This window comes from Paenibacillus sp. M-152 (genome assembly GCF_003856555.1).
GTDB classification, from domain to species: Bacteria; Bacillota; Bacilli; order Paenibacillales; family Paenibacillaceae; genus Paenibacillus; species Paenibacillus polymyxa_C.
In genome coordinates, this window is record NZ_CP034141.1 from 3,603,920 (window position 1) to 3,626,818 (window position 22,899).

Sequence of the window (22,899 nt, forward strand, 5' to 3'; positions counted from 1 at the left end):
TCTATCTGTAGGTGTAGTTTTTTTTGTTTAATCATTATAATTTTACTTGTTATCATTCTTTAATTCAATTATATTGAATAAGCTGTTTAACTTGGTAAAGTATTTTTTTTCGAGTGAGGGAACGCTTATAAATAGTCGATCTCTTGCTCGGCTCAGCGCAACATAAATTATTCTGTGTTCTTCATTATTTTTCAAATCAGGATTTAAGAATATATTCATTACAGTATTTTTTTTGAGTACGATAAGTACATTATCAAATTCGTCGCCTTTTGCCTTGTGGATAGTTTTGTGCTGGCTAATATCTTCGGCAAGGTTTACACATAGAGCCAATTGCTCATATGTATATGTTTCATAAAAAGTTCTTGCAGCACTTTTACCTAGGTTAGATATCTCGGTTCTCACTTGTTTTTTTATTAGAGAAAAAAAATCATATAAGCACTTACCCTTATATTCTTCATAGTATTTCATGAGCAGAGAAAGTGATTTTAGAGCATTTTTCCTCCTTTCTTGATTATTGGCGAAATCTCTCATAATGCCCTCTAGTTCTTTAACAGCCAGATTTATATTTCCTCCTCGGGCATACTCTGTAGATTTTAAACAAGCTACAACAACTCTACTCCTGTAATTATTACTTTTTGTTGATTTATCCGTGTTGAGAAGTTCCTCTATTAATTTATCATCTAACGAAATTTCTTCATCCAGACCTTTTTTCATCATATTAGAAGTTAAATTGTCGCGAGAAAGTGAATATACGTTTGTCTCACCGCTTATTTCTTTTGCTTTTTTTAAAGATTCGTTTTTCTCGCCTACCAGAAGTATTGGTTTATCACCATCTGTATTTCTAATTTTATTTTGTGTTATATCTTTTCGGATGTGATTAAGCAAATCAATAATCTGATTAGTACTTCTCCTATTATCATCCATAATATAATCAACCATATTTGGTAATGAGAAGGAAATAAATTGCTCTGGATCAGCTCCTTGAAACCCGTAAATAGATTGTGCTTCATCACCTATTATTCCTACTACTGTTTCTTGTGCTCCTATTAGCTTTAAAATTTCTGTTTGTATTGGGTTAGTATCTTGAAATTCATCAATATATAAGTAAGGGAACTTTGCCCGCAGAACTTTTAATATAAATGGAAATTTTATAAGAAGTTGATAACTAAAAAAAAGTAAATCATCATGATCTAAGATTCCATTTATCCAGTATAGTTTTTTGTAACTAAGCAAGTCTTCACTAAGAATGTTTAAACAATTCGTACTGATGTATTTCCGAACCTCTTTCCCTTCTTCATTTACTACTGTGCACGCTTCTTTTTTGTCATCTACGATTTTTACATTATTTAATTCATCAAGTTTATAAGTCAAAGAATATAACCATCTAGTAATGGATGCCTTGTTTTTTTCCAGTTTGGTTAATTGATTTACAGTATAAGGATGCTTTAATTGACTTACATTTGGATGATTTTCAATCCATTGCATTACCTTCTTGAAGTGAACTACTTTATCATCATGCCCTTTGATTTCCTCAACATTTAAACCATATGCATCTTTTATAAAAAATGCATATGGCTTAACAACATGCTTATACAAAAAACTATGGAAAGTAGAAACTTCTGCCTGTTCAGCACTAGTCCCTAATCGTTTCAAAATGGTTTCAACTGCAATATTAGTATAGGTTATACAAGCAATCTTGCGAGTTTTTTGTAATCTTTTTGAATGATGTAGTACATTTTTTATGTGTTGTATTAACCAATGGGTCTTCCCTGCTCCCGGACCTGCTGCCACACGGAAATGTTCTTCTATAGGAATTTGTGTTTGTGAATTAATAATGATCATTGGATTATCCACTTAATGGCTTTTGTTATATACTCCGGCACAATAAATTCTTGAAAGCCATCTTTCCCCTTTTTAATTAAATTATCTGTTAGTGTGTAGGCTAATTCTAATGCATTTTCTCCTTTCCCTACAGAATTCAGATAACGAGATGCAATAATTGCTTTTGCCTTTTGGTCTTTAGTCCATAAAATATTCAAATCTATGCTTTCAATAATTCTGTCATTCTCCTTACCATCTCTTAGTATAGCTTTGTACTCTGACAAATCGGCTTTTCTCTTGTATAAGCTCATCATTTCTCTTAGTTCTCCTTGATTTCGCATGGAAGGAGTCACTAACAACTCCAGTGTGGGATTATATAAAATCAAATCATATTCAAAAGTCTTTCCTTCTTCTCTATCTTGGCTGAATATAGCAATATTAGTATGTTGGTTATTGGGATACAATTCAAAAGAAGGATTCTCTTGATAATCATATTTCTCTATTTGAGTTTTATATTCAAAAGGATAACATTTTTTAAAACTGGCACCTTTGGTCCTACTCTTCCTCTCTGGATCTCTGTCCGTCAAACATGCTACCTTTTTATTTAAAGCATACGGATTTTGCATATTAAACAAATATAAAAAATGATCAAAATACCTCCCTCCAACATTAATAACAGCTACATGATTTTCTTCTAATGAAACACCTAAATACTTTGCTAAAATTGATAGCAATAATTGTTCAGCTACTCCTTCAACTAAAACTACCTTTTGTGCAAAAAGCATATCTGACTTTGTAGCATCTAAAAATCGTTGTACATATTTCTTACTTTTTTCATTAGATCCAAATACCTTCCCTGGATAGCCTACACTAGTTTCTCCTACTTCATTATGTAAACAGATCAGTTCATCCAAGGAAACAGAGGAAGTAATGTGCGTTGAATGTGTTGTTACAAATATCTGTCTAACTTTATTATCATTTTTATTTTTCATTAAAAAGTTTAAAAATTGATACTGCATAGCTGGATGTAAATGGGCTTCTGGTTCTTCAATCGTCAGAATAGGAAAAACTTTTGCATTACTTCCCAAATAGCCTCCATCCGAATTAACTTGCATTTTAGATAGTAATAACGACATAAATATTAGGTTATTATAACCGAGCCCGTTATGGGTTGCGGGAATCTTAATACCTGTTTCATACTCAACAATTAATTTAAGAGCTGAAAACATTTCAACATCAGAAATACTTCCTTCAAAATTCGGTAGAGCTTTGTTAAATGATGCGCCAGTATCCCGGGCATACGCTAATATTTGTTCTTTCCCAAGTCGCATTCTGTTCTGCAGATCTGCTAGTAAGGACTCTGCAGTATTAGAGAATTTCTCCTTTTTGAGATTAATTTCCGTTTTCCTTTCTTCCTCTGTTTTTAAATGATCCGATTTTATATCGTAATCCATGAAAAAGTCCAATACATCTCGAAGTAGTGTGTTTTTACCTGTCAGCATATCTCTTTCAACATCACGAATAGCATCCAAAAATTGAAAATCAAATTTCTTTAACGATTCGCTATCAGCTACTACCTGATTACTGATGTTGCCACCCCATATTTTATATACATAAAGCCTTATAAAATCGTGTTGGATTATCCTCCAAGCTTTATCTAGATTTTCTGCGCTTGCAATAGCACTTATATACTTTTCTTTTTCTTTCTCCGGAAGATAAAACTCGTATGTTAGAAGTGACTCATATGGTTCCTCCAACTTAATCAACCAATTTCCTACTGTTACCAAATCATCAGAATTGATATCTTCGTCCTTGCTTTGTTTTATTGTAAGACTAATTCTTATCTTGGGAGGGGCAGCCTGTAATTCATCAAGAGAAATGTTTTTGTTAAAGTCGTAGATATCTAGTCGCCTTGTTCCATAGCTATCTAATACTAATGCCAAAGCTTTTATCAAATTAGTCTTTCCTGCGTTATTATGTCCAATTATTACGTTGACTCCATCATTAAATTCAATCATTTTGTTTTTAAAATTCCGAAAATTCTCGATTTCAATTTTAGATATGTACATAACCAATCTCCTTTCAATTTATGCCCAAGATCTCTCTATAATTATATCGCTAAAAGTCTGTATAAACTTAAGTATTGCATAAAAACCAAGTTAATATCAAAAAATTACCATCAACACAGAACAAACGTTTGGTTTACAACACAAGAATACACGTTCGCATTTTTTTTTGGAGGATTATCATGACTAAGACAAATGAGCGGACCATTTTTTTGGCAGATTGCCAGAGCTTTTACGCCAGCGTAGAGAAAGCAGATCACCCTGAATATAAAAACAAGCCGCTTGCGGTAGCCGGCGATCCTGCATCTGGGCCAAGAAAAACGAGAGCGGACTGTTTGCACTGCCCAAAAGCGAGATCGAACCTCGGCTGTGGCCCCAGCCGGTGAATAAAATGTTCGGCGTGGGCTCGCGCATGACAGCCCATTTCGCGCGGCTTGGCATGACCACCATCGGGGATATCGCCAGAACGCCCTTGCCCGAGTTGAAGCGCAAATTCCACGTCCATTTCGGCAAGCAATCGGATATTCAGGCCGAAGTGATGTGGAGAACGGCCAACGGCCTGGACGACAGCCCTGTCGCTCCGCATACGTTCAGCAGACATCAGAAGTCGATTGGCCATATGATGACCCTGCCTAAAGATTACTTGGAGCCCTACGAGATTGAGACCATTCTGCTCGGTATCAATATAAGAATAGATGTGCATAAATTTAAAAATTCATTATTCGCCCGAAAAAACAGTATTTTCGAGCAGTTGGATAATGAGCATAAATAAAAAGATTTATGCTCATTTCTGCGATAATGTGTGAACAAAAGTTTATTCACCGCTTTTTCAATTTATTTTCACTACTTTCAGAACAATTAGATATATCCTCTTTTCTAATTTTTCTCCATCTCACTTAAATGATTTTCCAATTTCTTTAACTTGATCTGGATAGTATCTTTTAAGGACTAAATAGAGTTTTACAGACTATTTCCCACTAAAATGTTGAGAAAGACTATTCAATGTTCTTGTCATTTATTTTCTACACTCTCATTATAAATTGGCACATTTTATACATTATGTCCCTTTAGTAATATAAACATATATTTTTACTTTAATTATTGATTTATGGTTTATCCTTAAAGTAGTATTCTAAACGCATAGTGGTAGATATTGGTCTCTTCCTGATTCCTGAACTGTTTATTTATAATGCCCCCCGATTTTTAGGGATCTCTCCAGTGCCTGACCAGCATGGGTCAAAGAGGACGCTCTTACGATAGCTGCGCTACCATAGCGTTCTTTAATTTTATCTGTTGCTTCTTCGAGGGAACGGATACGCTCATGATCCTCAAAGAAGGAAAGTTGATAAGTTTGGTTGTCAACCAGCCCACTTAATGTAACACCTAAGCGTCGTATCGGCATACCGTTCCAAAAATTATAAAATATTTTTTTTGCTGCGTTGTACACTTTATTCGTATTGTTAGTCGGATCTGGAAGCTTCATTTGCCTTGAAAATCCGGTAGGTGCTTCATATCGACTACAAGTACAACTGACAGTCACGACAGAGCCCATATACCCTTTACGGCGACTGTCTCGACAAACTTCTTCCGAGAGTTCAAGCAATATTGTGTCTACTTCATTTGGTTCCAAATAATCCTGGGGTAGGGTCATCATATGACTTATCGACTTTTGTGGGGAACTTAAGGTATGTGGAGTCACAGGACTCTCATCTAAGCCATTGGCAGTTTTCCACATGACCTCCGCCTGTATATCCGACTGTTTTCCAAAACGAGCACGAAATTTGGTCTTAAGCTCTGACAAAGACATTCTGGCAATATCGCCAATGGTTGTCATACCAAGCCGCTCAAAATGGGATGACATCCGCGAACCTACCCCAAACATTTTATTAACTGGCTGCGGCCAGAGCAGCTGCTCTACTTTTGTCTTGGGCAACGTGAATATACCGCTCTTATTTTTTTTAGCCCAAATGTCGGTTGCACTTTTGGCAAGAATCTTGTTGGAACTGATTCCTATTCGTACCCAAACCCCGGTTTGTAAAAGAACCTTTTTTTGAATTTCTCTTGCAACGCTTAAAGAGTCTCCAAAAATTTTAAAACTCCCCGAAATATCCAGAAACTGCTCATCGATACTAAACACCTCTACCAAGTCAGTGTATTCCTTGTATATATCCGTAATTGCTAAAGAGACATCAATATAATGCTTCATACGGGGACGAACGATCACAAGCTCAGGACACTTCTTAAGGGCTTCACCGAGCCGTTCTGCTGTAGACACCCCGAAACTTTTGGCCATAGGACATGCCGCTAAAATAATTCCAGATCTGCGTGCAGGATCGCCTGCTACCACAAGCGGTTTATTTTTGTACTCTGGGTAAGAAGCTTTTTCTACACTCGCATAAAAACTCTGACAATCCGCTAAAATAATTGTCCGCTCAGTTGTTTTAGTCATGCTGTATCCTCCAAAAAACCGATTACGTATATACGAACATACATTCTTAATTATTATAATACCAAACACTAGTTCTGTATTCAGGTAATTTATAGGGCTTGTATGATTTGCAAATGAAAAGATTGGGGAGTTTAAATGATTTTCTCCATAGGTAATGAAGTCAAAGAAACGTGCTCCTTGTTGTCAAAAAGCTAAAGAGGGACTATCTCCCATTGGAAATAGTCCCTTTGCCATATCGATTTAATTACTTGGATGGATAAAGACCTTTCAACACATCACGCATCTCTTGCTTGATATTGATATCCGGACGTTTTTCTTTGGCCAAGGCTTCAGCCTCTTCCACTGTGGTAGCGACACCCAGCTCAAGTAAGACTCCAGTAGCTACGGTTCCTGTACGATTCCGTCCACCAGCACAATGGAAATACACGGTCTTACCGCTGTTCACTGCTTCTTTTACCGCCTGAATAGCGGCTTGTACTGAAGCCTCTTGCCCAGTCTCATGTTCCACAATCGGATAATGGTGACGTGTTACTTTCGCCGGAAATCCTTCTGCCACAGTACCGTTATCTCGCAGATCAAAAACATCCGTGATATCTTGCTCCCGAAGAACTTGAAGTAATGCACTTTCTCCGCCAATATATACTTTGTTATCAACAAGCGCGTGATAATTCACCTTAATCATTCTCCTTCTATCGAGTTCATAGCAGGAACTGCTATTCTCCGGTTTCTGCAAATTGTTTAATGCGTTCTCCTACCTGGTCACGAACCCGCTGAAAGACGCCCCATTTCTCTTCTTCCGATCCTTCAGCTTTGGCCGGATCATCAAATCCCCAATGCTCACGGCAAACTTGTGGAGGAGTGATAGGGCATTTATCGGCCGCGTCCCCGCACAGCGTCACCACCAGATCGGCGCTGTTCAGCAAGACAGGATCAATAATATCCGAAGTTTGACCAGAAATATCGATACCTACTTCACTCATCGCTTGCACCGCTTTAGGATTAAGGCCGTGCGCCTCAATGCCTGCACTATATATGTTCCAATTGTCACCTAGATATTTCTTAGCCCATCCTTCTGCCATTTGACTCCGGCAAGAGTTACCAGTACACAAAAAGTAAATTGTCTTTTTCTCCATGGGAAACGTCTCCTTTAATGTTCAATTATGAAATGACTAACCACAGATATAAGCCTAATAGCGTAATAAAAAGAGTAGGGATCGTTAAAACAATGCCTGTTTTAAAATAAGTTCCCCAAGATATTTTCACACCTTTAGAGCTAAGCACATGTAGCCATAGCAATGTGGCCAATGAACCAATCGGAGTTATTTTCGGACCCAAATCCGATCCAATTACATTAGCGTAAATCAGCGCTTCTTTGACCATTCCAGTCGTATGGGTGGCATTAATGGCAAGTGCATCAATCATGACCGTAGGCATGTTATTCATCAACGACGAGATAACCGCCGCGATAAAACCCATGCCCATGGTGCTTACAAACATACCTTGATCGGCAGCCGCTTGAATCACATGAGCCAGCAGATCCGTCAAACCGGCATTACGCAGACCATACACCACTACATACATGCCGATAGAGAAAAATACGATTGCCCATGGAGCACCCTTGATGACTTCTTTCAACGGTACCGCAGGACTTTTTCTCGCCAGCAGCAAGAAAAAGATGGCTATGATACCGGCTACGACTGAGACAGGAATACTAAAAAATTCGCATGCAAAGTAGCCAATCAACAGCACCACAAGAACAATCCAGGACATACGGAACATTTTTGGATCTTTAATCGCTTCTGTAGGTGCCATTAATTGTGCATCATCAAACGTTTTTGGAATCCTTTTGCGGAAAAAAAGATACAGAACTACAATACTAGCCAATAAGGAAAATAAATTAGGTACGACCATACGACCCGCATATTCCATAAACGTGATACCAAAAAAATCGGCTGATACAATGTTCACCAGGTTGCTGACTACAAGCGGAAGCGACGTCGTATCTGCAATAAAACCACTCGCTATGATAAACGGAAAAACCATTTTCTCATCCAATTTAAGTGCTCGAACCATCGCTAGAACAATGGGTGTCAGAATTAAGGCCGCACCATCATTCGCAAAAAAAGCAGCGACAACAGCTCCAAGAATGGTCACATACACGAACATCCGAGTTCCACTTCCCTGTGCAGCTCGTGCCATGTGAAGCGCCGCCCATTCGAAAAATCCAATTTTATCAAGCACCAACGAAATCAGAATGATGGCCACAAAAGCTAGGGTTGCATTCCAGACAATTTGAGTCACTTCCCAAACATCATGCAAATCGACGACACCTACCAGTAGAGCAAGTACAGCTCCTCCGCAGGCAGACCAGCCAATAGACAAATTTTTAGGCTGCCAGATCACCAACACTAAAGTGGCTAAAAATATAATGCATGCCAACCAAACCAATGTTCAAAACCTCCATTACCCAAGATATCCGTAGTCCTCATCTTCTCGTTTTTCTGATTCCTCCTCTTTGTAATCCATAATCTTATAACCATATACTTATATTGAAGGCAACATTTATCCCCGCAAGGAGATAAACTGAACAACCTTTAGGAAGAGCAGCCTGAGGAATCCGGTCCACAAGTTGCTATGGGTCCCTCTTTATTCAGCCATTTTAAAATCCGCTTTGAATCCGGCATACACTCAAGAACAGCTTGAATATGTGGTTTGTCGTCTACGTTTAAGGAATAGTATACCCACTGACTTCGTCTTTCTTCTTTAACCATCCCTTGCGACTTTAATTTTCTCAAATGCTGGCTAATGGCAGGCTGCGACATATCAAAGATATCTACAAATTCGCAGACGCACCATTCTTTTTCTCTCAATAGAGAAAGCATTGCCAGCCGGGTTTTATCCCCCAAAAGCTTTAAATGATCGGCTACATAACCAAGTTGCTCCAATGCGTAGCCTCCTTCCATATATATAACTATATGCTTATATGCTAATTCAAATTCATTTTGAAATCAACAAAGAATATTACTTGCAATTTGCAAATTAATAATATATAACTAAGGCATGAGGTGAAACATACATGGAAAATACACGAGAGTTATTTCAAAACATGACCCGTCGTTTAGGCTTATTGAACAAAAACTGTTGTACGGTTGGTGGGCACGACATTTCTCCGGTTCAAAGCCATATTCTATATGAAATTGATCGTCAGCACAAACCTTCCATGCAGCAAATTGCTGAAACCCTTGGAACCGATATCACCACATTTAGTAGACAGGTTCAGAGCTTAACCAAGATGAACCTGGTTGAGAAAACGCCGGACCCTAGTGATCGTAGAGTCTATACCTTGTCCCTCACCGTGGAAGGTAAATATGTAGCGACCACCATTGACACACAAATGAATGACTACTTAAACGAAGTTTTTTCGTATTTGACCGACTTTGAACGAGAAACCGTGATTCGATCCGTAAAACTCTTTAATGATGCTATGGCTCGATCCAGCAAATGCTGTTTTCCGGTGAAAGGATAATACTCACCCCTTATACTTGCAAATTACAATTATCAAATTCAAATCGTTGGAGGTATTAAAAATGAATGAAAACATCTATGTTGCAGAATACCTGATGAAAGCTCATGAACTGGAAAAGCAGTACCGATCTCAATCCGTTTGGAAATGGTCACATGCAAATTCTAAAAAAAGCCGGTTATCTTTTGACTTTTTTCTTCCTAAGCCAGTGCAAACCTCCATCTGCTGCGCGCCTTGCTGCTAACTAAAACTTAATAGCTGTTAAAATTCTGTTCCATCTATCCAATTTAAAGGAGTGTTTTGTGATGAATAAACCTACGAATGATGAGATCCGCCAAAATGTACGGAAGCATTACCAACAAATTGCCGTTAAGGAAGTCAATCCCCCCGCAGCAGGTAGCTGCTGTGGGGCCCCGTCCGATGTGGATGCCCTCTCATCACAAATGGGTTATTCCACAGAGGAGTTAACAGCTGTTCCCCAAGGAGCAAATCTCGGGCTTGGCTGTGGTAACCCGCAAGCTATTGCTGAATTAAAAGTCGGTGAAATCGTCTTGGATTTGGGCAGCGGCGGTGGATTTGACTGCTTTTTGGCCTCACGACAAGTAGGGGGGAATGGTAAAGTCATCGGAGTCGATATGACCCCAGATATGGTCAGCCGGGCCCGCAGTAACGCAGTTAAAGGGAATTTCACAAACACTGATTTTCGTTTAGGAGAAATCGAACATCTACCAGTAGCAGATGGCACAGTAGATGTGATTATCTCCAATTGTGTGATCAACCTTTCACCGGATAAACAGCAGGTCTTCAACGAAACCTTTCGTGTTCTGAAATCGGGAGGCAGACTAGCAATTTCCGATATTATTACTACTGCAGAGCTTCCTTCTGAAATAAAAAATGACCTGAGCGAGTTGTATTCCGGCTGTATTTCCGGCGCCTCTTCATTGGAAGAAGTGAAGTCTATGCTTCTGCAGAGTGGATTTACGAGTGTTAGCATTGAGCCTAAAGATGAGTCCAAATCATTCATCAAAGATTGGTACCTGGTGCAAACGTGGATAATTACATTGTTTCTGCGATCATAAAGGCCAAGAAAGCCTAATGTGCTTATGGGTGGGGGATCAGCATGCCAATATTGAATGTTCGAACAGCAACCTCAGAAGATCTGGATCGTATTCTAGACATTTACAATCAGGGGATTGAAGATCGGATAGCTACACTAGAGACGGAAGCCAAAGACTTCGACTATATAGTTAACTGGTTTAGAGAACATCAAAATCGTTACACCGTATTGGTCGCAGAAACGGATGGGATCGTGGTTGGTTGGGCTTCTTTGAATCGTTATTCTCATCGTTGTGCTTATGATGGTGTAGCAGACCTATCAATTTACGTAGACCGAACCTTCCGCAGTAAAGGCGTTGGTAGTACGCTTCATTCGGAATTAGAGAAAGAGGCCAAGAAAAACAATTTTTATAAGATCGTCCTATTCACCTTTCCCTTTAATGAAAACGGTCAGATGCTTTATCGAAAAATGGGTTACCGTAAAGTCGGCATTTTTGAAAAACAAGGGGTTATGGACGGCCAGTATATAGACGTTATGATTATGGAAAAACTGATATAGTTCATGAAAGAGCAAGCCCCATTAAAAGGGCTTCCTCTCGTTATCTAACCAAAATAAAGTATGTTCAATGTAAATGGGGCGGTATCAGCTTCGCTGGTACTACCCCAACAAGTGAACTATCGCTTCTTAGTCCGAATTTCTTTTTTACTGAGACCTGATTACCGGATGGACAAGTTGCTAGTTCTACGGGAGAAGATATTCTCTAAGCACACTACTATTGAGTTGCTACCAGTTCATTCTGCACAACTTCCAGCAATTTTAACACGGAAAGCGTAGCACTCTGGCGATTTTTTATGATGGATTTATATCCATCAAAATATTTTAGAGATACCGGCACGTACTCATGTGAACTCGTTGGGTTACGGACAGCCCTTAAACTGCAAGCTGCCATTATTCAGAGTGAGCCTTGAAAAGCTTCTCTTTAGACGTGATCAGAAGAATGACGGATCTGATCATCTTAACTGTATCCGAGTCGATAAATGCATCGGCATGATCAAGATCGCTGCAGAAAAGTAATCCCTCTGTAAGGAAAAGTCCAAAACATCGCATCGTAATAATCCAAAATGACACAGCAATTTTGTACTCGTATCCCCTTCTCTTTTCCACTCACACCATCAACAGGTAGGAAGCGGTTGAAAGACAAACCATGTATATGAGTAAAGCAACCCACCAAATGGAGCTTACAAATAAATAAAGAGTTGCGAAGCTATGAGCAATGGTAAAGGAGTATTTTGAAGAGCTCGTGCGCATGACGATGATAATACTCTTACTAGCGGCTAAAATGTATTTCACATTGAGATCATTTAGATATTTCCATTTATACTGTTTTGAGTGAAAAGTAAAACTGATTAGCGAAGATGCCAACAATTGAGACACTCAAGAAATCAATGGCTAGCCGGACAGCCAACGACCGCTCATAGAAATTCTCTTTTCTACACGTTTCTTCTTTATTTATCGTCATCTTTTATGTGATATTTGAGAAGCAACAATTCAATCAAAACCATGAGTAGAACTTATTTGGTACTATAATCAGGATTCGTTCTACTGCTTCAACCAACCAGTTAAATCAGTTCATCCAATTCGTTCAGATAATGCTGCCAGTCTGACCGAGAAAATTAATTCTTTTACTAACTCAAATGGATATCATAAATGCATTATATTGAAGCTAATTTATAAAATTCTATTATTTCGTAAACAAATGGTATACAAGTACTTGACAACAGAATTGATGAACAATTTCTAGATATGAGCGGAAGTCTCTCCCTGTTCGGAGATCCGATGAGCATTGCAAGTGAAATTCAGCAGAAAGTGCTCGCACAAACAGGAGTATGGATTCGAATTGGTATCGGTCCCAATAAAATGCTGGCTAAAACCGCAACAGATATATGGGCTAAAAAAAATGACAGCGGCATTTTCTTGTTGCCTGCGTCTGACATTGCAACTTTGCTGTGGCCCCAACCAGTACGTCTTATGTTCGGTATCGGTTCGCGTATGGAACGACATTTGGAGAGGCTTGGACTGTATACCATTGGGGACATCGCCCGTACTCCCTTACCCCGGCTTCAGGACAGATTCCGCTCTCATTTCGGCAAACAATCCAACATACAGGCAGAGGTGATATGGCGAACTGCTAACGGGATCGATCATAGCCCGGTTAAGCCGGAAACATTTGAGACACCTCCTAAATCCATCGGTCATATGATGACTCTTCCCCGAGACTATCTCCAGCCTGCGGAAGTGGAAACCGTTCTGCTCGAGCTCACCGAGGAAGTATGTCAAGACAGCCGGCGCAAAGGGTATATGGGGTATGTCGTTACTGTCAGTTGCATGTGCAGCCCGTTTGAGTCGCCCACCGGGTTTTCGCGCCAGATGAAGCTGCCCGATCCGACTAACAACACGAATAAAATTTACAAAGCCGCCAAGGAAATTTTCTATAAATTTTGGGACCGCATGCCGGTAAGGCGACTGGGCGTTAGCCTAAGCAGTCTAATGGATGCGGAAACGTACCAGGTTTCCTTTTTTGAGGATGAGAAACGGGCACGCTCCCTAGAGAAAGCCACCGACAGCATTAAGGAGCGCTACGGCAATACGGCGATCATAAGAGCTTCCTCCCTCACTCATGTCGGCCAGGCCCTGGAAAGATCCAGGAAGATTGGGGGGCATTATAAGTAAGACATTAAATAGATCTACTTTACAACCTGAAAGGATTCTGGATCACACAAATCTATTTAATCATCGACTCATATACCCTAACCATCTGTAGCCGTACTGCATGTACAGTTCTTAATTCTGAATATTCTCAGAGCTTGACTAGGCTAATCAATCCCACTCCGACCATGATTACCATAATGCCGGCCAATAGACGAAGCCATTCCCCCGGGCTCTTCTTTTCCCTGAAAATCAGAATACTGCCAACGCAGGAGATGGCGATACTCGCCTGAGAGATGGGAAAACTGGCAGCGACCCCAATAAGCCCATTCGAAATAAATAGCGCCAAATTCGCTACGCTCCACGACAAACCCGTAGACAAATTGCGCAGCACCTGAACCAAATGGAGCTTCTGCCCTCCCTTACAGTTCATTAAAAGCGCTGAACACAACATGCCAAGTGATTGCGGTAAGATGACTGACAGACCGGAGACATGAAAGATTTGATTAATAATAACATACAAGGTTAAGGCTATACCTGAACAAACCAACATGACAAGAATTTGAAGGGGCAAGGGCTTGGACAAACCACTTGATCTCCCCTGATAGCTCGTCAGCAAGATGCCAGACAAAATAAATATAAGCGCTGCTGATCCAATACCAATTTGGTACCCAGTCGTCCATTCGCCCAAGATTAGTGCTGCAAAAAGCGTCGTTCCCATGAGTTGCAGCCCGCAAATAATAGGAATGGCCGTTGAAACGCTTACTTTCTGGAAAGCTTGAAATTGAAGCAACTGTCCTACGGACCAAAACACACCAGAGACAAAGCTCACAATAAATGGTGTGACTTGAAAGTTAACAGGTGAGTACGAATACAGGCACAGTGCGAACAATACGGCACCGATGACCGTCCCCGTCAGTTGCTCGCGAGGACTGGCTTTTGTCAGTTGCGCCAGTATTGGCATGAATCCCCAGCCTATGGCTGGAATAAAGGCAATGAGTGTATCCACATGCAGTTCCCCTCTCGTAAAGTGAGTTCTTCCGTGCAATCCTTCAAAATACCATGCAGGAAAAACCAACAGCTTTACGATATCAAAACAACCCTACCTCAAGCACCAGTATTTTTAGAAGATATATATAGTAAAATCAAAGAATTTTCTTACGATAAGCGCTGGGGGAAATGCCCATCATATTTTTAAATGCCCGCGAAAAGGTCAGTTGATCCGAGTAACCGACAGAATTGGAGATTACTTGAATAGAGTAACTGGTATCCTGTAACAGCTCGCATGCCTTTTTAATCCGAATGTTCATTAAATACTGCTTCGGTGTTTCACCTATTTCCTGCTTAAAAACAGAGGTCAAGTAATTTGGGTGAAGTCCGAGATACTCTGCCACCTCACTAATTTGAATGCCACCGTTGTAGTTTTTCTCCATATAGTTGATAGCTTGAACTGAATAGGGAAGCTCTTCTTTCACAGGCATTGTTTCACCTGATTCATGTACCAACTTGGCGAGAATATGGCACAAATAGCCCTGAATAGCCAAGGATGAAGAAAGTGTATTATCCCCTATACGAAGCATTTCAAGAATAGTCGAATGAAAAAAAGTGATGTCTCCGATACTTACCACATACGGATTATCCTGAACAAGAGAGATATTCTGCAAGTACATTTCGGATTTGATCCCCATAAACCCTACCCAGCTGTACTCCCATGGCTCGTACTCATCAGCTTGATAATAAGCGGCCTTATTGGCAGGGATTAAAAAAGCCTGTCCCTTCTCTATGTTATATGTTTCCTTATCTAATACCAGCTTGCCTCTACCCTTTAATACAAAGTGAATAAGATTGAAATCCCTGGCGATAGGTCCGAAATCCTGGTTGGGAGAACAAGGCTCCGAGCCACAATTATACAGAATTAAATCTGTAATATTTTTATGTTTTGAACTGGTGCGTGTGTCTACAAATTGAATCATATTGTCACCCATCCCTAACCTCCATGCTTCAAAATTTTATAGTTAACCAAAGGGCAGTGTCCTCGTAACAAATATAGCATAAATTAAGAAGCATATCCTAAGACCTAAAATGAAACCTTAATCCGTAAATGTATGCAATAATCTTTGTTTTTACTATCTTCTACTTTAGAAAAATCATGTACTCCTTCTACAGCTTTTGTTATTCTGTATCTCAAGATAACGCTTACAAGTTCTCATAACAAAATATCATAACAGGCTGTTATGATCGTCAATTTTTGAAAGGGGTTAAAATATGCTTACTTCTGCAGCTGCAAAAAATAACGACAAAGTCAGTTTAAAAACACTTATCTCTTACTCACTGAGTAGTTATGGGATGAATGTTATTTACAATTTAACCGCCGTTTATCTCATGTTCTTCTATACTGACAGCTTCGGATTAAATGCGCTTGCAGTCGGAACATTGCTGATGGTGGCACGGGTGATTGACGCGGTCGTTGACATCTTTATTGGCATTGCAGTCGACAACACGAATACGCGTTGGGGGAAATTTAGGCCTTACATGTTCATCGGGGCTTTCTTGGTAACACTCACCACCTTGGCGCTTTTCCTCAGTCCGGACCTTTCTTCCGCCGGGAAGCTGGTTTATGCCTATGTTACCTATATCGCTTGGAGCATTAGCTATTCCATATTGGACATTCCGTATTGGTCACTGTCCGCCGCCATAACCAAAGATGCTGCAGAACGAACCAAAGTCGTGACTGTCCCTCGTACGGTTGCAAGTGCCGGCTTATGGACGGTCAATGTCGTAGCGCTTCCCCTCGTCCATTTCTTCAACGGATGGGCTGGAGCCGTTGCTGTACTTTGTGGTCTGTTTTTCGTCTGCATGATGTTTACGGTGTTTGGCGTAAAAGAAAAACACGTAGTGCCTCGACATGAAAAACAAACGTTAAAAGGAGTACTCCGCCTTTTCTTCATCGAAAACCGACCTTTGCGGCTGTTGATCATCTCGTTTTTTATTATCGAAATGACTGCCAACATCCGTAATGCATTTACTCTGTATTATTTTAAATACAACCTAGGTGCCGAAGCATTCATTCCACTGTTTATGGGACTAACCGTGGGCTTTCAAATCGCAGGCAACGTCGCAGTTCCGTTCATTGCCAAGTGGATCGGCAAAAAAGGCACTAGCATAGCAGGGGTGCTAATCACCTCCATATCCATGATAGCTCTTTTCTTCTGCGGCAACTCTATTGTACTTGTCTTTATTCTCAGCTGTATCATTTCTTTTGGCGTGGGGCTGAACTATGTTGTCATGTCCACAATGCTAGCAGATTGCGTCGATTATGGAGAGTGGAAAACAGGAAACAGATCAGAGGGGATGGTTTTCTCAGCTAACGTTTTTCGGGCCAAATTGGCGGCCGCAATCGGCAGCGCCGTGGGTGGTTATGCGCTAGCGTTGGCGGGTTACCAGCCCAATATAGTCCAAACAAATACAACCCTTATTTGGCTCACACTACTATTTACGATTATTCCGGGGGTTCTGACATTTCTCTCTGTATTTCCAATGAAGAATTATGAGCTAACAGAAACAATGAACAGAAAAATTGTCCAGGAGGTTCGGGCAAGACGGGAACAAGGTGAACTATCCGTACAGTAACCGGATTTGGTCCTTCAGGTAAGGTTGAGGGTCGAATAAAGCTTTTCTTAAACACATCATTAAAGGAGTCTTCCATACGAACTTATCCAAGTCTGACAGAAGCTGAACTGCATACCTAGACCAATTTGACCGCTTTATCGAACGCAGCTACCGCCCCGTGCGGCGAATTCAATTGTCAGGCGCCTGGGGCAGGGAGCGCCTTCAGCACCGAACAACGGTACGTCTAGGTGCACAGGCCATGGAATGGTCTATCAAAATTAGCGGTCATTACAAATAGAATTTCACACTAAGACCACTGCCTATTGCCCGGGGAATGAAACACAGAAGCCTAAAATAAAGCCAAAAAGGATCGCCTAACATCAGGCAATCCTTTTTATCTATGCTTCACATAAAACATAGAAAGTGCTTTGAAGCACCCATTCGAACAGCAATCAACGGAACATCCCCCATAGCTTGATCAGATGGAACGTATTGGACGGATCAATTTTTTGTGCCAATACGAAGGCGGTCAGTTGCTCCTCCTGTGTAGCCGTCAATCGCTCGTTTAAAATAGCAGAAGTGGTCTTCACAAGATGGCGCACCTTAGCTTTGTTTTGCAGATCTGCTTTGGTCACGCCCTCAATCTGCTGCTTAACCCGCTCCTTGAGCACACGATTTTTCATTTTTAACTTAATCCGCTCCACCAGTTGCGGACTAATTCCATATTGCTGATAGCTCAATGTTGCCACACCTCCCATATCATTCGGTCATTCCCAAATATATGACGGCCAGCCTGTCCATTGTGCCTATCTGTTAAAAACGTTTAGAGCATTCTCATCATTCATCATGGGTCAGTCGATAAGATCCCCTTGGAAAATCTGCTCTTTTTGCAAATAACCGCGAAGTGCTTCATACTGCGGAGATGTCCAAAAAGAGGAGTCTTTGATCAGATCCGTTGCATCCTCACGTGCCTTTTCCAGCACCTCAAAGTCCGCTACCATATCTGCTAACCGAAACTCGGGCAACCCGCTCTGCTTGGTGCCAAAAAAGTCCCCCGGCCCTCTCAAATCCAGATCACGTCTAGCAACCTCAAAACCATCGTCCGTATCGGTCATAACCTTCATCCGTTCCTGACCAACCTCCGACTTAGGATCAGCGATCAGTACACAGTATGAGGCATGTGCGCCCCTTCCAACACGTCCACGTAACTGATGCAACTGGGACAATCCAAAGCGATCTGCATCCATAATGATCATTAGCGTCGCATTGGGCACATCTACCCCCACCTCTACAACCGTGGTTGAAACAAGTAGCTGAACCTCATTTGCATAGAAGGAACGCATAACTTCTTCCTTTTCTGCAGGAGTCATTCGTCCGTGCAACAGCCCAACGCGATAATGTGGAAAAGCCTGCTGCATTTGGATATGCAGATCGATGGCATTCTGTACGTCCAGCTTCTCTGACTCTTCAATCAACGGACAAATCAGATAAGCCTGCCGTCCCTGATCTACCTCACGAGAAATAAAACCGAGCACTCGATCCATCAGTTCGTGCTTCACCCAATACGTAGAAATTGGAATACGTCCCTTGGGCCGCTCTGATATCGTAGAAACATCCATATCACCAAAAGCAGTAATCGCCAGCGTACGCGGGATCGGTGTGGCCGTCATGGTCAGCACATCGGGATTGTAGCCCTTGCGACGGAGTACACTACGCTGGTTGACTCCGAACCTGTGCTGCTCATCCGTCACAACTAGTCCAAGCTGGCGGAAATACACATCCTCCTGAATAAGGGCATGCGTGCCCACCACAATATCCAGCAGACCCATTTGAAGAGCGGCAAGCAACTCCTTACGCTTCTTCCCAGTTGTACTTCCTGTCAGTAATCCCACGCTGATTCCAAAGGGTTCAAACAGCTTGTGAAGCGACCGCATATGCTGCTCGGCCAATATTTCGGTTGGCACCATCAGTGCTCCCTGAAAACCAGAACGTACTGTTGCAAATAAACCGATGGCAGCAACCACTGTTTTCCCCGACCCAACATCCCCTTGAAGCAGACGGTTCATACAATAAGGTGAGCGTAAATCATGCAGTATTTCAAGCTCAACCTTCTTCTGTGCATCCGTTAATTCAAAAGGCAAAGCCCTCACAAATTCACGGATCGTGGCGTTATCCACCGTATGCACCACCCCGTCCGCTCGACCACGATTTAACGCCCGGAATGCCTGCATTTTCAGCTGGAATAAAAATAGCTCCTCATACACCATTCGTCGCCGAGCCTCTTGTCCCTCTCGATTGTCCTGAGGTTGGTGAATACCTGCAATGGCCTGCTTGCGTGGCATCATGCTATACTTGCGTACCAGCAGATCTGGCAATATCTCGGGAATCATTTCACCAAACTGCTGGAGTGTCTGATTCATTGTTTTTCGCATCCAGCTCTGCGTAATCTTGCCACCTATAGAGTACACCGGTTGAAGTGTCCCTGAACGGGCCACTCCTTTATCAGGGAACTCAGAGTCTGCAACAGTCATCTGCATTCGCTTAAGATCCCATTTACCAGTCACCACAATTTCACGACCTGATGTTAGCTGATCCTTCAAAAAATGCCGATTAAACCATGTTGCAGTAAACATCCAATCCTCAGCCATCAATTTACAAGTCAACCTTGATTTGCGCCCGTAACGCTGAAGGACCGGAATGCCCATAATTTTCGCCTGTACTGTAATCTTATCTCCGTCCTTCACTTCGCTCAGCGAGCGCAGCCGGTAATCTTCATACCGAAACGGATAATATTCCAGCATATCTTGCACGTTAGAAATGCCAAAAGCGTGAAGCTCTCCCTCTTTGAGAGCACTCACGCCGTGTATTTGTTTTAATGGTATTTGATCCAATTGCAGCATATTACCTCTCATCTCCGGCCGGCCATGCAAAAATACCAATCGTTCCTGGTCCCACATGAGTTCCGATCACAGCGCCAAGTTCAGTATATATTTGATCGCCCAGCTCAAAATGCTCTGCCAGCTGAGCCACGAACGCTTCTGCCGCCGAGCGATCTGCCGTATGACCCACAGCAATATTAATTTTTTGGCCTTTTAAATCCCGCTCCAGCAGTTCAATAATTCGTGCTGTCGCTTTTTTATTCCCTCTCGCCTTATCAGCCGAATAAATAATACCTTCTTTGTCAATCGAAAGAATTGGCTTAATGTTAAGCAACGTACCAACCATAGCCGCAGCCTTGCCAATACGTCCGCCTTTTTGCAAGTATTCCAGTGTATCCACCAGGAAATACAAACAACGGCGTTCCCCAAGACGTTCCACACCCTGAATAATTTCAGTCGGGGATTGCCCGGCGGCCGCCAGCTCTGCAGCATAAACCACGAGCATACCGTATCCGTACGAGGCTGACTTGGAATCCATAACGGTCACTCTATCTTCATGCTTCTCCAACATGGATTTGCCCAGCAGAGCGGACTGGTACGTTCCGCTCACACCGGAGGATAAATGGATCGAGATAATCTGGCTCTCGGGGTATTGCTCCAACAGCTCCGTATACGTCTCCAAAAAACGGGCTGGTGATGGCTGTGACGTTGTAGGCAGTTCATCAGCCCGTACCAGTTCGCTGTAAAACTGTGCAGCTGACATCTCAATACCATCCAGGTAAGCTGTGCTACCGAACATCACTGTCAATGGTACAATGACTATGCCGAGACGATCTGCTATTTCCTGTGGAATATCAGCCGTGCTATCCGTCAAAATGATAGTTCTCATCAGTCAGACCTCCTTTGTAGTGGACTACCATGGGCGTGCTAAAGCACATCAGGTTTCCACTGAGAACAGATAAGGATAAATCGGCTGACCACCTTCATGAACTTCCACTTCAACATCCGAATAATTTTCTTCAAGCCACGCAACAAGCTGATCTGTCTCTTCTTGTTTTGCATCCGAACCTGTAAGAATCGTAACAATTTCATCGCCATTCACCAGCATTTTCGCCAGCAAAAGACGGGATGTTGCCATTAATTGCTCCTCAGTCGCCACAATTTTAGAATCCTGAATACCAATGTAGTGGCCCGCTGTAATATGCAGATCATCAAGTGTCGTATCCCGTACCGCATAGGTCACTTGTCCAGACTTCACACGGGTAACTGCGTCCCGCATATTATCTTGGTTTACCTCAAAGGCTTCTTCCTCTTGGTAAGCAAATGCTGCTGCAATGCCCTGAGGAATCGTTTTGCTTGGAATAACCGACACCAAACGTTCCACCTCTAGCAATTCACGCGCTTGTTCAGCCGCCAAGATTATATTGGAATTATTCGGCAGAATAAAAATATGTTGAGCCGCAATCGAGCGAGCCGCATTAACGAAGTCCTCTGTGCTCGGATTCATTGTCTGACCACCCGAAAGGACAACATCAACACCCAAGCTTCTGAAAATATCAGCAATCCCTTCACCAGAAGCCACAGCTATAAAGCCAAAGGGTGCCAGCTCATGAGCTGGAGGCTCAGATGGCTCCTCCTCACGTGCAGGCTCTGTTGGTATTTCAGCAAACCACTCAGGCTCAGGAGCACCATCCATACCTGCAGACAGCAAATCACGATGCTGCTCGCGCATATTCAAAATTCGAATCTGTGTAATTTCCCCATAACGCAGCGCAAGATTCAAGACTTCACCTGGAGCCTTAGAATGCACATGAACCTTGATAACATCATCGTCCGAAATAACGATAATCGAATCACCGTCTACTGACAACGCTTTCCGGAAAGCTTCCTCATCAAAATTTGTACCTTGCGCTTCGCCCAATTGTCGATTAATAAAAAACTCCATATCATACAAAAATTCAATATTCTCCGTTTCGAGCTTCGCCTGCGCAGAAATCGGCGCATCTGGGGACGGAGCAACAGGCGCAGAAGTAGGTCTCTCCGATACATAAGGAGCAAAAACCGGACGTACATTATCGCCTTTTGAAGTTGGAGATGTCACCAATCCGCTTCCAAGATGCTGCATAAACCCTTCATAAATATACACAAGCCCTTGTCCACCCGAGTCTACAACCCCTACTTGCTTCAGTACAGGGAGCATGTCCTGCGTCATGGCAAGTGTTTCCTTTGCTTTGGCAAGCACTTCTTCCATCAGTTCTGTGATGTCGTTCGTCCGGCGCGAGAAAAACACAGCATGTCTGGCCGCTTCCTTCGCCACGGTAAGAATTGTACCCTCCACCGGCTTAACCACCGCCTTGTAGGCCGCATCCACCCCGCTCTGCAATGCCGATGCGAACTGAAGGGTATTCAATTCCTCGTATGGGGCAGCGTAACGGCTGAAGCCACGGAACAACTGAGACAGGATAACCCCTGAATTGCCGCGGGCCCCCATCAGCAAGCCTTTGGATAAGATGCCGGACATGACACCGATGGAGGAAGAATCTCCCCTCTTCAATTCCGTTACGCCCGCGCTCATCGTCAGATTCATATTGGTTCCCGTATCACCATCTGGCACCGGGAATACATTTAGTGAATTGACATGCTCCGCATGCTGCTGTAATTGTTCCGCCCCGGCTAAAACCATCGCGGTAAAGTCTGTTCCATTCAAAGAACGATTACTCAAGAGAATTCCCCTTCCTAGCTTAATACAATTGTTTTACAATCCATCTTCACAACACTTGTTCAAGGTT

17 protein-coding genes and 3 pseudogenes are annotated in these 22,899 nt (G+C 42.1%); 7 read left to right on the forward strand and 13 right to left on the reverse strand.

Annotation, left to right across the window (positions count from 1 at the left end; all coding sequences use genetic code 11):
- Positions 1-42 precede the first annotated feature (42 nt).
- Positions 43-1,842 carry a UvrD-helicase domain-containing protein gene (locus EGM68_RS15820; protein WP_129549552.1) on the reverse strand — a complete coding sequence of 600 codons (1,800 nt, stop codon included), beginning with the start codon at positions 1,840-1,842 and terminating at the stop codon, positions 43-45.
- Entirely contained in the window at positions 1,839-3,890 is a 2,052-nt protein-coding gene (locus tag EGM68_RS15825) for an ATP-dependent nuclease (RefSeq protein ID WP_129549553.1), read from the reverse strand. The genes EGM68_RS15820 and EGM68_RS15825 overlap by 4 nt, the downstream gene beginning before the upstream one ends.
- Before the next feature lie 179 nt (positions 3,891-4,069).
- Here EGM68_RS15825 and EGM68_RS15830 point away from each other — a divergent pair.
- Positions 4,070-4,572: pseudogene (locus tag EGM68_RS15830) on the forward strand (Y-family DNA polymerase); the annotation flags it as partial.
- Between the two features lie 495 nt (positions 4,573-5,067).
- Here the strand turns inward: EGM68_RS15830 and EGM68_RS15835 are convergent.
- From EGM68_RS15835 to EGM68_RS15855, 5 genes are all read right to left on the reverse strand, one after another.
- Positions 5,068-6,336, reverse strand: coding sequence for a DNA polymerase IV (locus EGM68_RS15835; RefSeq protein ID WP_129549554.1), 1,269 nt, complete (start codon positions 6,334-6,336; stop codon positions 5,068-5,070).
- Between the two features lie 244 nt (positions 6,337-6,580).
- Positions 6,581-7,018, reverse strand: a complete 438-nt coding sequence (locus EGM68_RS15840) for a protein-tyrosine phosphatase family protein (RefSeq protein WP_129549555.1) — start codon at positions 7,016-7,018, stop codon at positions 6,581-6,583.
- Positions 7,019-7,049: 31 nt separating this feature from the next.
- Positions 7,050-7,469 carry an arsenate reductase (thioredoxin) gene (gene arsC / locus EGM68_RS15845; RefSeq protein WP_129549556.1) on the reverse strand — a complete coding sequence of 140 codons (420 nt, stop codon included), beginning with the start codon at positions 7,467-7,469 and terminating at the stop codon, positions 7,050-7,052.
- 25 nt (positions 7,470-7,494) lie between these two features.
- Positions 7,495-8,784, reverse strand: coding sequence for an arsenic transporter (locus tag EGM68_RS15850; RefSeq protein WP_129549557.1), 1,290 nt, complete (start codon positions 8,782-8,784; stop codon positions 7,495-7,497).
- Between the two features lie 146 nt (positions 8,785-8,930).
- Positions 8,931-9,281: an ArsR/SmtB family transcription factor gene (locus EGM68_RS15855; protein WP_058829790.1), complete on the reverse strand. Its 351-nt coding sequence runs from the start codon at positions 9,279-9,281 to the stop codon at positions 8,931-8,933.
- Positions 9,282-9,412: 131 nt separating this feature from the next.
- Between EGM68_RS15855 and EGM68_RS15860 the strand changes: the two genes are divergently transcribed.
- The 5 genes and pseudogenes from EGM68_RS15860 to EGM68_RS15880 all read left to right on the forward strand — a co-directional run.
- On the forward strand, positions 9,413-9,862 hold the full coding sequence (locus tag EGM68_RS15860) for a MarR family winged helix-turn-helix transcriptional regulator (protein WP_058710339.1): 450 nt from the start codon (positions 9,413-9,415) through the stop codon (positions 9,860-9,862).
- Between the two features lie 61 nt (positions 9,863-9,923).
- Positions 9,924-10,103, forward strand: coding sequence for a hypothetical protein (locus EGM68_RS15865; protein ID WP_129549558.1), 180 nt, complete (start codon positions 9,924-9,926; stop codon positions 10,101-10,103).
- A 61-nt stretch (positions 10,104-10,164) separates the two neighbouring features.
- Positions 10,165-10,955: pseudogene (locus EGM68_RS15870) on the forward strand (arsenite methyltransferase).
- A gap of 24 nt (positions 10,956-10,979) precedes the next feature.
- Positions 10,980-11,474, forward strand: a complete 495-nt coding sequence (locus EGM68_RS15875; protein WP_129549559.1) for an arsinothricin resistance N-acetyltransferase ArsN1 family A — start codon at positions 10,980-10,982, stop codon at positions 11,472-11,474.
- A gap of 1,224 nt (positions 11,475-12,698) precedes the next feature.
- Positions 12,699-13,646 (forward strand): annotated as a pseudogene (locus EGM68_RS15880) (DNA polymerase IV); the annotation flags it as partial.
- Positions 13,647-13,773: 127 nt separating this feature from the next.
- Here the strand turns inward: EGM68_RS15880 and EGM68_RS15885 are convergent.
- Together EGM68_RS15885 and EGM68_RS15890 are read right to left on the reverse strand one after the other, a co-directional pair.
- On the reverse strand, positions 13,774-14,631 hold the full coding sequence (locus EGM68_RS15885) for a GRP family sugar transporter (RefSeq protein ID WP_058829805.1): 858 nt from the start codon (positions 14,629-14,631) through the stop codon (positions 13,774-13,776).
- Positions 14,632-14,767: 136 nt separating this feature from the next.
- Entirely contained in the window at positions 14,768-15,607 is an 840-nt protein-coding gene (locus EGM68_RS15890; protein WP_129549560.1) for an AraC family transcriptional regulator, read from the reverse strand.
- A 280-nt stretch (positions 15,608-15,887) separates the two neighbouring features.
- On the opposite strand from EGM68_RS15890, the gene EGM68_RS15895 reads away from it, so the two are divergent.
- Positions 15,888-17,252: a glycoside-pentoside-hexuronide (GPH):cation symporter gene (locus tag EGM68_RS15895; RefSeq protein ID WP_129549561.1), complete on the forward strand. Its 1,365-nt coding sequence runs from the start codon at positions 15,888-15,890 to the stop codon at positions 17,250-17,252.
- Between the two features lie 431 nt (positions 17,253-17,683).
- Here the strand turns inward: EGM68_RS15895 and EGM68_RS15900 are convergent, their stop codons facing one another.
- From EGM68_RS15900 to EGM68_RS15915, 4 genes are all read right to left on the reverse strand, one after another.
- Complete coding sequence (locus EGM68_RS15900) at positions 17,684-17,971, reverse strand: stage VI sporulation protein F (RefSeq protein ID WP_013371835.1); 288 nt, start codon at positions 17,969-17,971, stop codon at positions 17,684-17,686.
- A 111-nt stretch (positions 17,972-18,082) separates the two neighbouring features.
- Entirely contained in the window at positions 18,083-20,131 is a 2,049-nt protein-coding gene (gene recG / locus EGM68_RS15905) for an ATP-dependent DNA helicase RecG (RefSeq protein WP_064962888.1), read from the reverse strand.
- Between the two features lies 1 nt (position 20,132).
- Positions 20,133-20,999, reverse strand: coding sequence for a DegV family protein (locus EGM68_RS15910; RefSeq protein ID WP_013371837.1), 867 nt, complete (start codon positions 20,997-20,999; stop codon positions 20,133-20,135).
- Between the two features lie 48 nt (positions 21,000-21,047).
- Entirely contained in the window at positions 21,048-22,832 is a 1,785-nt protein-coding gene (locus EGM68_RS15915; protein ID WP_058829809.1) for a DAK2 domain-containing protein, read from the reverse strand.
- Positions 22,833-22,899 lie beyond the last annotated feature (67 nt).

Bases quoted from the DNA above. Each gene is read 5' to 3' on its own strand.
- EGM68_RS15820 (WP_129549552.1), bottom strand. From the start codon at position 1,842: ATGATCATTATTAATTCACAAACACAAATTCCTATAGAAGAACATTTC.
- EGM68_RS15910 (WP_013371837.1), bottom strand. From the start codon at position 20,999: ATGAGAACTATCATTTTGACGGATAGCACGGCTGATATTCCACAGGAA.
- EGM68_RS15825 (WP_129549553.1), bottom strand. From the start codon at position 3,890: ATGTACATATCTAAAATTGAAATCGAGAATTTTCGGAATTTTAAAAAC.
- EGM68_RS15835 (WP_129549554.1), bottom strand. From the start codon at position 6,336: ATGACTAAAACAACTGAGCGGACAATTATTTTAGCGGATTGTCAGAGT.
- recG (WP_064962888.1), bottom strand. From the start codon at position 20,131: ATGCTGCAATTGGATCAAATACCATTAAAACAAATACACGGCGTGAGT.
- EGM68_RS15840 (WP_129549555.1), bottom strand. From the start codon at position 7,018: ATGATTAAGGTGAATTATCACGCGCTTGTTGATAACAAAGTATATATT.
- EGM68_RS15875 (WP_129549559.1), top strand. From the start codon at position 10,980: ATGCCAATATTGAATGTTCGAACAGCAACCTCAGAAGATCTGGATCGT.
- arsC (WP_129549556.1), bottom strand. From the start codon at position 7,469: ATGGAGAAAAAGACAATTTACTTTTTGTGTACTGGTAACTCTTGCCGG.
- EGM68_RS15865 (WP_129549558.1), top strand. From the start codon at position 9,924: ATGAATGAAAACATCTATGTTGCAGAATACCTGATGAAAGCTCATGAA.
- EGM68_RS15895 (WP_129549561.1), top strand. From the start codon at position 15,888: ATGCTTACTTCTGCAGCTGCAAAAAATAACGACAAAGTCAGTTTAAAA.
- EGM68_RS15890 (WP_129549560.1), bottom strand. From the start codon at position 15,607: ATGGGTGACAATATGATTCAATTTGTAGACACACGCACCAGTTCAAAA.
- EGM68_RS15860 (WP_058710339.1), top strand. From the start codon at position 9,413: ATGGAAAATACACGAGAGTTATTTCAAAACATGACCCGTCGTTTAGGC.